At 37.9% G+C, this 15,491-nt stretch carries 12 protein-coding genes; 6 read left to right on the forward strand and 6 right to left on the reverse strand.

Annotated elements, in window-relative coordinates:
• The first annotated feature begins 102 nt into the window (after positions 1–102).
• Positions 103–1,596 carry a PTS transporter subunit EIIC gene (locus A1D25_RS10850; protein WP_157395689.1) on the forward strand — a complete coding sequence of 498 codons (1,494 nt, stop codon included), beginning with the start codon at positions 103–105 and terminating at the stop codon, positions 1,594–1,596.
• A 100-nt stretch (positions 1,597–1,696) separates the two neighbouring features.
• On the opposite strand, the gene A1D25_RS10855 is transcribed toward A1D25_RS10850, so the two are convergent.
• From A1D25_RS10855 to A1D25_RS10875, 5 genes are all read right to left on the reverse strand, one after another.
• Entirely contained in the window at positions 1,697–2,533 is an 837-nt protein-coding gene (locus A1D25_RS10855) for a cysteine ABC transporter substrate-binding protein (protein ID WP_157395690.1), read from the reverse strand.
• Between the two features lie 84 nt (positions 2,534–2,617).
• Positions 2,618–3,349: an amino acid ABC transporter ATP-binding protein gene (locus A1D25_RS10860; RefSeq protein WP_157395691.1), complete on the reverse strand. Its 732-nt coding sequence runs from the start codon at positions 3,347–3,349 to the stop codon at positions 2,618–2,620.
• 133 nt (positions 3,350–3,482) lie between these two features.
• Entirely contained in the window at positions 3,483–4,157 is a 675-nt protein-coding gene (locus tag A1D25_RS10865) for an amino acid ABC transporter permease (RefSeq protein WP_157395702.1), read from the reverse strand.
• Positions 4,147–4,806: an amino acid ABC transporter permease gene (locus A1D25_RS10870; protein ID WP_157395692.1), complete on the reverse strand. Its 660-nt coding sequence runs from the start codon at positions 4,804–4,806 to the stop codon at positions 4,147–4,149. Before A1D25_RS10870 ends, A1D25_RS10865 begins: the two co-directional genes overlap by 11 nt.
• Before the next feature lie 141 nt (positions 4,807–4,947).
• A complete protein-coding gene (locus tag A1D25_RS10875; RefSeq protein WP_157395693.1) occupies positions 4,948–5,550 on the reverse strand; it encodes a YagU family protein in 603 nt (200 codons plus the stop codon).
• Positions 5,551–5,845: 295 nt separating this feature from the next.
• On the opposite strand from A1D25_RS10875, the gene A1D25_RS10880 reads away from it, so the two are divergent.
• On the forward strand, positions 5,846–7,945 hold the full coding sequence (locus A1D25_RS10880; RefSeq protein WP_157395694.1) for a TonB-dependent receptor domain-containing protein: 2,100 nt from the start codon (positions 5,846–5,848) through the stop codon (positions 7,943–7,945).
• Positions 7,946–8,039: 94 nt separating this feature from the next.
• Here A1D25_RS10880 and A1D25_RS10885 read toward each other — a convergent pair whose 3' ends face one another.
• Positions 8,040–9,005 (reverse strand): factor H binding protein domain-containing protein, encoded by a 966-nt coding sequence (locus tag A1D25_RS10885; RefSeq protein ID WP_157395695.1) that lies wholly within the window; start codon positions 9,003–9,005, stop codon positions 8,040–8,042.
• Between the two features lie 137 nt (positions 9,006–9,142).
• Between A1D25_RS10885 and purL the strand changes: the two genes are divergently transcribed.
• From purL to A1D25_RS11145, 4 genes are all read left to right on the forward strand, one after another.
• Positions 9,143–13,039 carry a phosphoribosylformylglycinamidine synthase gene (gene purL / locus A1D25_RS10890; protein ID WP_157395696.1) on the forward strand — a complete coding sequence of 1,299 codons (3,897 nt, stop codon included), beginning with the start codon at positions 9,143–9,145 and terminating at the stop codon, positions 13,037–13,039.
• A gap of 171 nt (positions 13,040–13,210) precedes the next feature.
• Positions 13,211–14,041: a hypothetical protein gene (locus tag A1D25_RS10895; protein WP_157395697.1), complete on the forward strand. Its 831-nt coding sequence runs from the start codon at positions 13,211–13,213 to the stop codon at positions 14,039–14,041.
• A 219-nt stretch (positions 14,042–14,260) separates the two neighbouring features.
• On the forward strand, positions 14,261–15,010 hold the full coding sequence (locus A1D25_RS10900; protein WP_240327157.1) for a hypothetical protein: 750 nt from the start codon (positions 14,261–14,263) through the stop codon (positions 15,008–15,010).
• Between the two features lie 120 nt (positions 15,011–15,130).
• Positions 15,131–15,307, forward strand: coding sequence for a hypothetical protein (locus A1D25_RS11145; RefSeq protein ID WP_240327159.1), 177 nt, complete (start codon positions 15,131–15,133; stop codon positions 15,305–15,307).
• The last annotated feature ends 184 nt before the right edge of the window (positions 15,308–15,491 follow it).

Raw genomic sequence — 15,491 nt, forward strand, 5'->3', positions numbered from 1 at the left:
GATCAAGTCTGATCTTCTACGCTAAAACGAGATATACATCACAGAATTGAACATATATTTGTTATATTCTTTGAATATTATTTTATTCAAAGGAGACAATCTATGTTTAAACAACTTCAACAAGTCGGAAAGGCTTTTATGCTACCGATTGCAATTTTACCTGCTGCAGGTTTATTGCTTGGGATTGGTGGTGCGTTATCCAACAAGGCAACCGTACAAGCCTATCCTGTATTGGATAACCCTGCATTGCAAGGTATTTTCCAAATTATGTCGGCAGCAGGCAGTGTGGTTTTTGCTAACTTAGCTTTACTGCTCTGTATTGGTTTAGGTATTGGGCTTGCGAAGCGAGATAAAGGCGTTGCTGCTTTAGCCGCAGTTGTTGGTTATTTGATTATGACAGGCACTATTGCTGCCTTAATTCCAATTTTCTCACCTGAAACAAAAGGGATTGATACAGGCGTTATCGGCTCTTTAGTAATGGGGCTAATTACCGTTAAGCTACATAATAAATACCACAATATTCAGTTGCCACAGATTTTAGGGTTCTTTGGTGGTTCTCGCTTTGTACCGATTGTTACTGCATTTGTGGCGATTTTTGTAGGTGCAGTATTCTTTTTAATTTGGCCGACTTTCCAAAACTGGCTAGTTTCCGCAGGTAAAGGCATTGCGTCAATGGGGGAAATAGGCACATTTTTCTATGGTTTCCTAATGCGTTTAAGCGGTGCTGTTGGCTTACACCATATGATTTACCCACTATTTTGGTACACTGAATTAGGTGGAACAGAAGTCGTAAACGGTGAAACCATTATTGGTGCACAAAAAATCTTCTTCGCTCAATTAGCCGATCCTAATCATCAAGGGTTATTTACCGAAGGAACTCGTTTCTTTGCAGGTCGATTTGATACGATGATGTTTGGTTTACCTGCTGCTTGTTTAGCGATGTATCACGCCGTACCGAAGGCTCGCCGTAAATTGATTGGTGGATTATTCTTAGGAGCCGCACTTACGTCATTTATTACGGGAATTACAGAACCTATCGAGTTTATGTTCTTATTCGTGGCTCCTTGGTTATATGTCTTCCACGCATTTTTAGATGGTGTATCTTTCTATATTGCGGATTTCCTAAATGTATCTATCGGAAATACCTTCTCAGGTGGTTTTATTGACTTCTTATTGTTTGGAATTTTACAAGGTAATGAAAATACCCACTGGATTCGTGTCGTCCTAGTTGGTTTACCTTGGGCTGCCTTGTATTACTTCTCTTTCCTATTCTTAATTCGTAAGTTCAATGTAATGACTCCTGGAAGAGCGGAAGACCAAGAAGAAGTTGTAGAACAACAAACCACTTCCTTAACTGAAAATGCACATCATATTATTGAAGCACTAGGTACGGCGAGCAATATTGAAAATGTTGATGCTTGTATTACTCGTTTGCGTGTTGCTGTTAAAGATGTAAAAGCAGTCAATAAATCTCGTTTAAAAGCTTTAGGGGCGATAGATGTTCTTGAAGTAGGCGGTGGTGTACAGGCGGTCTTTGGTGCAAAAGCCGTTTTATATAAAAGTGAAGTTAATCAGATTTTAGGGAAAGAAGATTAAAATAAGTACATATGTAATAGATAGAATAACCGCTTGGTTAGACAGTTGAACTGATTAGCCAAGCGGTTATTTTTAGGGCTATGCCATTGTCAATAAATTACTACTTCGCCAATAAATCTTCACGTTCACCATATACTGGCACTAAGGTTTTTTGGTATGCAGCTTTGATTTTACCGTTTGCTTTTAGCTCCGCAATCTCTTTATTGATAAAGTCTAATAATGCTTTATCACCTTTTTGTACGGCTGGGGCGATATTTTCTTGTGGACCTAAACTACCGATCGCAACGTCAAAATTCGGATTTTCTTTTGCCCACGCCCAGAGTAATGCATTATCGTGTGCGAGAGCAACACCACGTCCGTCTTTTAATGCATCAAAAGTTTCAGTATTTTGATCGAATTTGAGTAAGTTAATTTCAGGGTGATTCTTAGTAAAATAGGTATCTGCAGTTGTACCTTTATTTACCAATAAGGTTTTCCCTTTTAATTGAGCAATATCCGTAATTGGTGCATCTTTTGGTGAAGCGACGCCAAGTGCAACCACCATATAAGGTGAAGCAAAATCGACGACCTCTTCACGAGCTGGGGTTTGGGTGAAGTTTGCTAAAATTAAATCTACTTTATTCGATTTTAAATACTCCACACGGTTTGCGGCTTCAGTTAAAACAAATTCCACCTTATCTGGACTACCTAATAAATCATTCGCAATTTCTTTAGCGATTTCAATATCAAAGCCTTGATTTTTACCATTAGCATCAACGTAACCAAATGGCGGTTTATCACCAAATACACCGATACGAATGACGCCTTTTTCTTTAATTTGAGCAACGCTATCTTTGGCTGGGGCATTTGAGCTAGTGCTTGCGTTATCACAGGCGGTCAGTGCAAAGGCTGCAACTGCCGTTGCCAATAATGTTTTGAATGTTGTGCTAAATGTCATATTAAACTCCTTAAATGATTATTTTTATAAGTAAGCGGTATGATTTTGTAAATTTTTCACAAAAACTTACCGCTTGGGTGTTTGTTAGTAATCCATTCCACGCAGAAACTGTTTCGCTCTTTCTGTTTGTGGTTGATGAAAAAATTGGTGAGGTTCACTTTCTTCGATAATAACCCCTTTATCCATAAAGATAATGCGATCGGCAACTTTCTCTGCAAAGCTCATTTCGTGAGTTACTATAAGCATTGACATCCCTTCGTTAGCAAGTTCCAGTACTACATCTAATACTTCTCTAACCATTTCAGGATCAAGTGCTGCCGTAATTTCATCCAATAGAATCACATCAGGGTTCATACAAAGTGTGCGTACAATCGCAATACGTTGTTTTTGTCCGCCTGAAAGTTCTCGTGGAAAAGCCGTTTTACGATCAAGTAACCCAACTCGAGCCAATAATGTTTCCGCTTGTTTTTCTGCTTCAGCACGATTTCGTTTTTGTGCTTTCACTGGACCGAGTAGAATATTCTCGATAACGTTCAAATGTGCAAAAAGTTCGTAGCTCTGAAAGACCATCCCAACTTTTTGTCTTGCTTGTTCCCATTTTATATCCTTACCTAATTCACCCACACTTTTGATAGTGATGGTGCCACCTTGTTTTTCTTCCAATCCATTGATACAGCGAAGTAGCGTACTTTTCCCACAACCAGAAGGCCCTAAGATTACTACCACTTCACCTTTGTGAAGTGATAAGTTGAGGTCTGGTATTGCTACGGTTTCACCGTAGGTTTTGCGTAAATTTTGGATTGAAAGTAATGGCATAGGGGAAACATCTCTGTAAAACAATGAGGCTATTTTTCAAAAATTGATGACAAAATCAAAGATTAAGGAGCTATTTTTTATAACCTATAGTTATAAAATTGGTGGGTTTTATCCCACCATAGACAAGAACTGTTTAAAAATCAGCTTGCCAACGTCTTTCTAAACGGGAGGCGAAAAGTGAAAGAGGATAACAGATTAAAAAATATAGAACAAAAATTAGCCCATAAACAAAGAAAGAAGCACTCGGGTTAGTTAATAAGGCGTTTTCAATAATTTGCTGTCCGATTTTAACTACTTCAATTACACCGATTAAAGCAGCAAGTGAGCTGGTTTTTATCATTCGGGTAAATAGGTTGATTACACCGGGTAAAACACGTTTAGTCCCTTGTGGTAATTCTATATACCAAAATATTTGTAGTGGCGTTAGCCCTAAAGATTTGGCTGACTCTATTTGATGCTTTTCGATGGAAGTTAATGCGCCACGAACAAGATCTCCCATTTCTGCGGTTCCCCATAGCACAAATACCCAAACACAAACCCAAAAGCCACTAATATGAATATTAAACCAAATAGAAAGCCCAAAGTAGAGCATAAATAACCAAACGAGAATAGGCACTATCCGAATCGTTTCAAGATAAATACGGCAAAAGAGCTGTAGAGCTGTATTTTTTATCCGCATCAATAAACCAAAAACAGTACCGAGTATGAGTGAAATAGCAACAGAGATAAAAGATATTTGAGCCGTTATCCATAGCCCTTGTGCTAATCGGCGCGCATTCTCACCTTCAAATAACCAATCAAATCCCATATTTTGCTCTCCGTACTCGATTTTCTGCATAACGTGCTAATAGTGAAATCGGTAATAAAATAACTAAGTAGCTGATAAATAAGAGGAATAATGCCTCGTTTGTTTTATAATCCATTCCAATAATATCTTTAGTAACAAACATTAGCTCTGCTACCGCCACTGCACTAATTACCGATGATTCTTTGATTAAAAAGAGAATATTTGCACCTAATGCAGGAATTGCAATTGCCCAAGCTTGTGGAAAAATAACATAGCCAAAAATTTGGTAGCGAGTGAGTCCTATTGATTTTGCCGCTTCAATTTGTCCTTTAGGAATCGCTAATAAACCTGCTCGTAATGCTTCAGCCATATAGCTTCCACCCAAAAAAGTTAAAGCTATAATGCCACAGGTAAAGCCATCCCAATGAACGCCAATTTTAGGTAAGCCATAGTAAAGAAAGAATAGCTGGATAAGTAATGGCGTATTACGAGATAGCTCAATATAACTACGAGCAATAAGGTAAAACGGTTTAATTTGATATGCAGTTACAACTGCTACGGCAATACCGAGGAGCAAGGATAAAAAAATCCCCCAAAATGAGAGCTGTAAAGTAATAAATGCTGCGTCAATAAAACGTGGAATAGCATCAAAAACGTAAGACCAATTCATATCATAATTAAATTGAAAATAATGAAAGGGAATTTTGTGCGGTTGTTATAAAAAATGAAAGTTTAATATGATATTTTTTATAACCATAAAGAATAAAAACCGCAATATTGCTATATTACGGTTTTTATCACAGTAAAGTGATTAACGGAATGGTTGATCTAAAGGCGCTTCAGGATCTGGTTGTTTCGTAATACGATTGCGTAAATCACGACGAATAACTTCAATCGTCCAGAACCAAAAAATATGACCAACTAACTCAGAAATATGTTCATAAAGTGGCCATTCTGCAACAGGTGGTGTTAAACCGAGTGCAGGGAAAGTAATGTAGTGAACACAGATATTCGCAATAATACCCGCTCCAATACCTTGCCAAAATTTAATTTTCGGGAAAATTTCCGCTACAACACAGTAACCGATAGCAAAAACTAGCGAGAAAATCATATGAGTTACACCGATCCAGTTAAATGCGTGGTCGGCAAACATAAATGCCGCTTCAGTTGGATCAATTCCAATATAATCACGCAAGAAAACGTGCGGTGGATTTAGGAATGCACGAGAGCAAACCTCAAGAGCCTGTGATGGATCTTTACACGCTGCGGTAAAAAGATCTAACGGACTTCGTGGTGGGAATGGGTGTTCCGCACCCCATTTTACAAATGCAGAGATAATACCTGCGATAATACCAATGAAAACGGCTAACCCATAACGACGACGGGCTGGGTTTGTTTGTTGAAATAAGCTCATATATTGCTCTCCGATTAAAAAATAATTTATTTTATTGTTTGAATTATTTATCAAAACATTCTCTATTCTACAAAAAACTTCTAGTTATTGAGTAATAGATAGCTCATTGATTGATGTAAATCAAATTGAATAAATAACAAGCGGTCTGTATTTACAAAAATTTTACAAGTAAATACTTAATGCAAGAACAATTGACAATTAATTTTGAATATGTAACCATTCCATTTGGCTTACTATTGAGAATTGTTTTCAATAGTAAAAATAAGTGTAAAAAGTTATTATCTAAGGAATGCATATGGCAAAATTTAAACTACTCCCTGTATCTGCTATGGTGTTAAGTGCATTAGCTACAGGTTCTGCATTTGCAGAAAATAAAGATACAGCAACGCTTGATGTGATCAATGTTACTGATAACCAAGGTTTGAAAGTTCAAACCAATGTGGTTACTACGCAGAAAAAAGATGAAAGTGTTCAAACGGATTTGCGTGGGTTACTTAAAAATGAGCCAGCGATTAGTATTGGTGGTGGTAATGGTACTTCTCAATATTTATATATTCGTGGTATGGGTCAAAATTCTATTGATGTTAAAGTCGATAATGCTTATTCAGATAGCCAAATTCACTACCACCAAGGCCGCCATATGCTAGACCCAGCATTAGTAAAAATTGTTTCTGTACAAAAAGGGGCAGGCAGTGCTTCAGCTGGTATCGGTCAAACTAACGGTGCGGTAATTGCAAAAACCTTAGATGCGTTAGATTTATTAAAAAATAGCGACAAAAATGTCGGTGCAAAATTAGGTGCAGGATTTAGCACTAACCACGCTCATAATTTTAATGCAACCTTATTCGGTAAAGGTGATATTTTTGATGTTTTAGTGTCAGGCAATCTTGTTAAAGAGAGTAACTACGAAGGTGGTAAAGGCTATGTAAGCAACTTTAATACTAAACGTGTACCGTTTAGTGGGCTAGATAAAGTAAGCTATCTAGCAAAAGTAGGAGCAACTGTTGGCGATCACCGTTTTGTGTTAAGTCGTATGAATGAACAACACGAAGGTGAGCGTTTAGTTCGTGAGGAATTTGATGCTGCACCAGTAGGTACACCAGGTAGTCGATTAACGCTTGATCGTCAAGCTCCAGCAGATCGTAAGATGAGAGTAACAAATACGAACTTGGAGTGGACAGGTAAAAACTTAGGTTTTGCCCAAGAAGTAACAGCTAACGTATATCAATTAGTTCATAGTCGTTGGTCTGAGAGCGATAAAGGTAATGGCTATGCAGGTGGAAATAAAAATCCAGGAGCCACTAAAAATAGAGTAGTAACCACTGGTGGTAATATCAACTTTGATTCTGCTGTTCACGAAAATGTATTATTAAAATATGGTGTGAATTATCGTCATCAAGAAGTTAAGCCACACACTAAATTCAATGCAAATTTAGTCAATCAGGAAAAGAAAGATACTGGATTATATGTAGAAGCTATAACCGCTCCTGTTGATAAAATTACTTTCACTGCTGGTGTACGTTACGACCACTTCAATTTTAAAGCAATGGACGGTAAAAAACGTAGCGATGGTGCATTTAACCCAAGTGTAGGTTTAATTTATGAACCAATCCAATATTTAAGCCTCAGTGCGAGCCATAACTACGCAACTCGTAGCCCACGTATGCACGATGCGATTATGTCTCACGGTAACCGTGGTGTAGTGACTATTGGCGACAATACCAAAGCAGAGCAAGCTCGTAATACTGAAATCGGTTTCAACTATAATGATGGTACATTCAGCTTTGATGGTAGTTACTTCTGGCAAAATATCAAAGATGCGTTAGGTACAACTAATGGTCGTGATAACCACGGTAATGCTGCACAAGCTATTGTAAATGCAGGTAAGATTAAAAATAGTGGCTATGAGTTAAATGCAGGCTATCATAATAACGGTTTTACTGCGCGTATAGGTGTTGCACATAGCAAACCTCGTTTCCATTCTCAAACTAGATGGCAGACAAATAATCAAGGGCGACTTGAAGAAGTTAGCTTATTAAGCGGCAATCCAGAATACGCATCAGCAATTGGTCGTACTTGGACAGCTTCTCTAAGCTACCGCTTTGCACAACCAAATGTAGAAGTGGGTGTACACCACCGTATCGTAGAAAAAGTCAAAGCATCTGATAACTACTTTATTACTGGGGGTACATTAAAAACTGGTGCTACTAGTGGCAAAGACGGCTATAACGTAACCGATATTACCCTTAACTGGAAACCATTCAATAACGATAGTATGAATGTAAACTTCGCAGTTGATAACGTAGCAAACAAACTATACAAAGCTCACAGCCAACGTGGTGCATTCCCAGGTCGTGGTCGTGAATATCGTGTAGGGGTAAATTATACTTTCTAATTTCATTTTAGTGTTCACCTAGTAATAACGCCCGATTTATCGGGCGTTATTACTAATACTCCTATTTTCTAGAATAGTGTACACTTACCAACCTTTATTTGGTTCCTGCAAACCCAATAGATGCTTCAGCATCTTCAGCTTTCCAATCTTCTTTTAGAGTAAATACCGTTCCGCTAATTTCTTCTGCATTTGGACCGAAGAACTGCAAATGGTAACTTTTAACAGTTTTATCGTCAGTTGCTTTTTCTGCTTTCGCTGTGCCAAAAATACCTAATTGGTTTTCTTTAAAGTATTCTGTGATGTATTTATGTTTATTTTCTGTTGTTGTGGTGATGTCGCCTTTTTCTAAATTAATTTTTCCAACATTGTCAATTCCTGTAATTTCACCATATCCTTGCTTTTTATCAAAATCAACGTGATAAACTAGATTTCCTTGCTGATCTTTGTCAAAAGCAATTCCATTGTACTTAACGCTTCCTAATTTAGGTAATTCATTCTCTTTGGTGTTATAACCAACCACATCTTCTATTTCAAAAACCTTAGTCTCGGTCATAATATTTCTATTTTGGTCTCGTACAGATGCCGCAGTTTCGAGATTTCCAACAATTGCAGAATATTGCTGATTATAAACTCGCCAAAATCCCTTTTCATTCCAATGCTCGTTTTCAATATTAAAAGATTCTTCCCAATTTTCTTGCGAAAGTTTGTAACGTGGGAATAAATCAAGTTCAATATCGTTGTGACCATAATCTTTACCAAGAATAATAAACTTATGATTTTTCACTGGTTTTTCATCAATTGAAATGGTAGCAGTGGATGTTTTCTTTTCGACCTTAATATTTTCTCCTAATTTATCTAGTGTACCTAATTGTGGAGCAGAAGATGCTTGTGAAGAAGTAGCAGAGTTGTTATTCGGTGAATTATTTAAAGTAGATGTATTTGATGATATGTTATTTTTCTCCATATTTGATGATGCTGGCGAACCATTAGACCCTGAACTACAAGCTGTTACTGATAGTATTGTTAAACTTAATAGAGATAATGAGATTGATGTTTTCATAAAATTTGCTCCAAGTTAGAAAATATAGCGGTAGTCCATCATATACCAACTAACCGTCTATAAGCAAACTAATGCAAACGTTTGCGTAATGGGGTATAATCACGCCAATTTTCTTACATTTTTATGGAACTTCAGCAATGACTGTACAAACTTTTCGTGGCTCTCCAGCCCTATCAGAATTTCGTTTAAATCAACTTTCTCAAAAATTCCAACAACAGCAATTACCTGTTAAGTCCGTTTATGCGGAATATTTGCATTTTGTTGAGCTAAACGCACCGCTTACAGATGCAGAAACAGTCAAAATTCAAGAATTATTACATTACGGTCCAACGCTTGCAGAGCACGAGCCAGTTGGTTTTTGTTTAATTGTTACACCTCGTGTGGGGACAATTTCATCTTGGTCTTCAAAAGCCACAGATATTGCCCATAACTGCGGTTTAAAAGCAGTAGATCGTATTGAGCGTGGTTTAGCCTACTATTTTGAGTTTAGTTCAGAGCCAACAGCAGAGCAGATCGACACCTTAAAAGGCTTACTACACGACCGTATGTTAGAGACGGTATTAGACAACGTAGAACAAGGTGCAACATTATTTACTCAGCACGAGCCAAAACCCTTTACTACTGTTGATATTTTAGCAGGCGGTCGTAAAGCCCTAGAAGAAGCGAATATCAATTTAGGTTTAGCGTTAGCCGAAGATGAAATTGATTATTTGGTGGAGAATTTTACCGCACTTGGTCGTAACCCGAATGATATTGAGCTATATATGTTTGCTCAAGCGAACTCAGAGCATTGTCGCCATAAAATCTTTAATGCGGATTGGACAATTGACGGTCAAAAACAAGAAAAATCATTATTCAAAATGATCAAAAACACCTTCGAGAAAACCCCAGATTATGTGCTTTCTGCGTATAAAGATAATGCGGCGGTAATGGAAGGTTCAACGGTTGGACGTTTCTTCCCTGATCAAGACGGACAATACCGTTATCACAATGAAGATGCTCATATTTTAATGAAAGTGGAAACACACAACCACCCAACAGCAATTTCACCTTTCCCTGGGGCTGCAACAGGCTCGGGCGGTGAAATTCGTGATGAAGGGGCAACAGGTCGTGGTGCAAAACCAAAAGCAGGCTTAACTGGCTTTTCGGTCTCTAACTTGGTGATCCCAAACTTTGAACAACCTTGGGAAAATCCACTCTCAAAACCAAACCGTATTGCGTCTGCATTAGATATTATGATTGAAGGTCCACTTGGTGGTGCGGCATTTAACAATGAATTTGGTCGTCCTGCATTACTTGGCTACTTCCGTACTTATGAAGAAAAAGTGAACAGCTTTGGTGGCATCGAGACGCGTGGCTACCATAAACCGATTATGCTTGCAGGCGGTATTGGTAACATTCGTGCGGAACACGTTCAAAAAGGGGAAATCCCAGTTGGTGCGAAGCTAATCGTGCTTGGTGGCCCCGCGATGAATATCGGCTTAGGCGGCGGTGCGGCATCATCAATGGCATCAGGTAAATCCAAAGAAGATTTAGATTTCGCTTCAGTTCAACGTGAAAATCCTGAAATGGAACGCCGTTGCCAAGAAGTGATCGACCGTTGTTGGCAACTTGGCGAAGATAACCCAATCCTATTTATTCACGATGTGGGTGCAGGCGGTTTATCGAATGCAATGCCTGAATTAGTCCACGATGGCGAGCGTGGCGGTAAATTTGATCTACGTTCTATCCTGTGTGATGAAAAAGGAATGTCGCCATTAGAAATTTGGTGTAACGAATCACAAGAACGCTATGTATTAGCGGTTGCACCTGAAAAACTCGAATTATTTACCGCACTTTGCGAGCGTGAGCGTGCACCTTTTGCGGTTATCGGTGAAGCAACCGAAGAAAAACACTTAACCCTTGCAGATAGCCATTTTGAGAATAAGCCGATTGACTTGCCAATGAATGTATTACTTGGCAAAACACCAAAAATGCACCGCCAAGTTTCGTCAAAAACTGTGGAAAACCCACCGCTTGCACAAGATGATATTCAACTAAAAGAGGCATTCCATCGTGTATTACGTTTGCCTGTGGTTGCGGAAAAAACATTCTTAATCACCATTGGCGACCGCTCTATAACAGCAATGGTTGCTCGTGATCAGATGGTCGGTCCTTGGCAAATTCCAGTGGCAGACTGTGCCGTCACTACTGCAAGTTTAGACAGCTACCACGGTGAAGCAATGTCAATGGGTGAACGTGCACCTGTTGCATTATTAGATTTTGGGGCATCTGCTCGCTTGGCTGTCGCTGAAAGCATTACCAACATTGCAGCAACAGATATCGGTGATATTAAACGCATTAAACTTTCTGCAAACTGGATGTCGGCGGCAGGTCATACGGGCGAAGATGCGGGCTTATATGAAGCGGTAAAAGCAGTGGGTGAAGAGCTTTGTCCTGCGTTAGGCATTACGATTCCTGTGGGTAAAGACTCAATGTCAATGCGTACCACTTGGGAAGAAAATGGCGAACAAAAAGCCGTTACCGCACCGCTTTCACTGGTTATTTCAGCCTTTGCTCGTGTCGAAGATGTGCGTAAAACGGTTACGCCACAACTGCGTACCGATAAAGGAGCCACTCGCTTATTATTGATTGACTTAGGCGAAGGAAACAATCGCTTAGGTGCAACAGCACTGGCACAAGTTTACAAACAACTAGGCGACAAACCTGCTGATGTGGTCAATGTTGCAACCTTGAAAAACTTCTTCAATGCAATGCAAGCACTTGTTTCTGAAAGGAAATTACTTGCTTACCACGACCGTTCAGACGGTGGTTTAATTACGACCTTAGCGGAAATGGCATTCGCAGGTAACTGTGGTGTAGAAGTTGATATCAGTGCCTTAGGTGATAACGATTTAGCGGTATTATTTAACGAAGAACTTGGTGCAGTAATCCAAATTGCTGACAGCGACTTTGCCAAAGTGCGTGAAATTCTCCAAGCACACAACTTACTCAATATCACTAAAGAATTAGGGGCAGTGGTAGCTGAAGACCGTTTCGACATCAGTCGTGGTACACGCAAATTACTCAGCGAAAAACGTTCTGAATTGCGTGGAATTTGGGCAGAATTAACCCATCAAATGCAACGTTTGCGTGATAACCCTGAATGTGCAGATCAAGAATTTGAGACGAAAAAAGACCCGAATAACAAAGGGTTATCAGTTCACTTAACCTACGATATCAACGAAGATATTACCGCACCTTATATCAATAAAGGGGTAAAACCAACCATCGCAATCTTGCGTGAACAAGGTGTAAACAGCCATTACGAAATGGCGGCAGCTTTTGACAGAGCAGGATTTAACAGTATTGACGTACATATGAGCGATCTGATGAGCGGACGCAGAAACTTAAAAGATTTCAATGCGTTAGTGGCTTGTGGTGGATTCTCTTATGGCGACGTATTAGGTGCAGGTGGCGGTTGGGCGAAATCGATCTTATTCAACCCAATGTTGCGTGATCAATTCAGTCAATTCTTCGCAAACCCAAATACCTTAACTCTTGGTGTATGTAACGGTTGTCAAATGGTGTCCAACCTAGCGGAAATCATTCCGGGTACAGAAAACTGGCCACGTTTCGTACGTAACAAATCCGAACGCTATGAAGCACGAGTTGGCTTAGTTCGTATTAACGACACCAACAACCACTGGTTCGCAGGAATGGCTGGCTCGCATATGCCGATTGCTGTTGCTCACGGCGAAGGGTTGGCGGAATTCAAGCGGGCAGATCAGCTCAATAATTTGCAAGCACAAAACCTCGTGATTGCCCAATACATCGACAACAACCTACAACCGACCGAAGTGTACCCAGCCAACCCGAACGGCTCGGCTCAAGGTATCACTGCAATCGGTAACACAGACGGACGTGTTGCGATTATGATGCCTCACCCAGAGCGTGTATTCCGCACCGTCAGCAACTCTTGGCACCCAGAAGACTGGAGCGAAGACGGCGCGTGGATGAGATTGTTTAGGAATGCGAGGGTTTCATTAAAATAATCTAAGTTAGAAATGATAGCACTTGTCTCTGATGAGTGCTTTTTTATTATACTTTTTATTATCCTGCTCAAGACTGTTCGTCTAATAGGTAAGACCCCTGCCCTTTATATTTATTTTTTCAATATTGCAGGAAATGTTGGTTCGAATCCCTTCACAGTCAAAAGAGTATCTATGAATAGCGAAAACAATTGTAACAAAAGCCCTTTCTTAAAATATTTCCTTGACGAAATTGGAAAATCAGTGATTTCAATAAATACAATTTACGTCGGGCTTGAAGGCGTATCCAATCGTAAAGTTGAGAAACCTGATTCATTATCTATATATTGGAATCCAAAAGACTTAAAAAAAGCTTCTGAGGATGCAAAGTATTATATTTTCCATTCATCCCTTGTATATATACAAACATTGATATTATCTTATTTTAAATCGGTTAATAAAATATCTAAGATTTATAAAGAATCAAGCTCTGATGCGAAAGATAAGATAAAAGATATTTTTATATTTGTAAAAGAGAAGGATAAGAGTAATGAATTAGAAGTATATTGGGAAAAAATTTTAATATTACTTGTTGACTGGAGGAATAAGATTGTACATCAGAAGAATGACCACAAGATAGATCTCGATCTTTTTTCAGAAAAAGAATGCTCAAAAATAAAAGAAAAACATGCAAACATTGATATAAAAAAAACAATTCAACACTATAATGCTAATAAGATTACTCTCAAAGATATTACAACAATAATTTCTATATCAATTAATAGTGTTAGAACAATAGATAAGATTATATTTTCTGAAGTTTTTTCTGATATTAATAATTTAATAAATTTCATTGAGGAAGAAAATTTAAAGTTACTATTGAGGATACTATCTACTAGTTCAGTAGAAAAAAAATTAAGTAAGTTTAATAATTTTATGCAACGTAATTATAGAATCAAGATTAGTCCTGATAAAATTAATTTGGAAATTTTAAAACAATCTATATCAAAAAAGTTAGCCAAATAAAATTTATTATCTATAGATGCGCCCCCGATGGCGCTCGTGTCCACACCACAACTGTTCGAAACCTTAAAAAGTAGTAAACTATCGGCATATTGACTAATGACAATGGGTATAAAAAATGAAACTGAGAGAAATCTTAAGCTATGTGCCACGAGAAAAACTGGTTGAATTTGGGCTGGAATATAAAGTCGATAGACAGGTAAAAAACTGCGTGGTGAAGTGATGTTCTATTTATTACTCTTTTCATCTTTAAATGTAAGAGAAAATAGCCTAAGAACATTAGAACAATTTTATAGTTCAGCCACTTTTACAGGATTATTTGATAAAAAAATAGAAAAAGCAAAATATAATTCAATCAGTGATAGGTTAAGAACTATTAATGTGAATTATTTTAAAGCTATTTTTGAAAGTGTATTTGAAAAATACGCCAGTAAATATTTAAGTAAGAAAGATAATATCATTGCATTTGATTCAACAACAGTGATTTTATCCAGTAAATTACTAAAAGAAGGCATTAAAGTAGGAAGTAGTGACAATGTAAAGGGCGTTAAATATAGTGTTGCCTTTTCAGGCGTACCCGTTATGTCAAAATTATTTCGAGAGCGTGTTTATGCTTCAGAAGATATTGCCTTAAAAGAATTAATTTTAGATTCTCCTTTAAGTAAAGAGAATATTTTGTTATTTGATATGGGGATACAGTCACGAGCGAGCTTTGATGAGTTTAGTGATAAAGGCTTAAATTTTATTACTCGAGCCAGAAATGAGGTGAGATACCTTGAGCAAAGTAGTGCTCCTGATTCAATAGGTCAAGAAAATGAGACATTAATCATTGAGAGTGATTTAATGGTAAAGTTATTTAATAAAAAGAATAAAGAAACACAACATACTTTACGATTAATTAAGTGTAGATTAAAGCAAGAAGAAAAAAGTCTTTATTTTCTTACAAATAATAAGACATACAGTGCATTATAAATTGCAGAACTATATAAGAAACGTTGGGAAATTGAGGTTTTCTTTACGTTTTTGAAACAATATTTAAATTTTAGTCATTTATTATCTCGCCACTATAATGGAATGCAAGTTGAAATGTATATGGCATTAATTTTGGCGATATTAATATTAGTTTATAAAAAGGAAAATAATTTATCTGGTTATAAGATTCCGAAATTAAAAATGGCGTTAGAATTAGAAAGTTTATTAATAAAAGAAGTGGTTATTATTTGTGGCGGAGACCCAAACAGAGTTGATGATGTTTGGGTTCCGAGTTAGGGTTTCGAACAGTTGTGGTCACAGACGAGCCAGATTATTGACAAAGTCTTTTTTCATTCGGACGCCCAGCGTGGCGCCCCTACAAGGAAAGTTATAACCAATTGAAAAATAACAGATTTTATTTTGTTGTGTAGGGACGCCACGCTGGCGTCCGTTTATTGAATACAACAAATTGGGGGGTTGT

Origin of the sequence: Ursidibacter arcticus, from assembly GCF_009761375.1 — a bacterium.
GTDB lineage: Bacteria > Pseudomonadota > Gammaproteobacteria > Enterobacterales > Pasteurellaceae > Ursidibacter > Ursidibacter arcticus.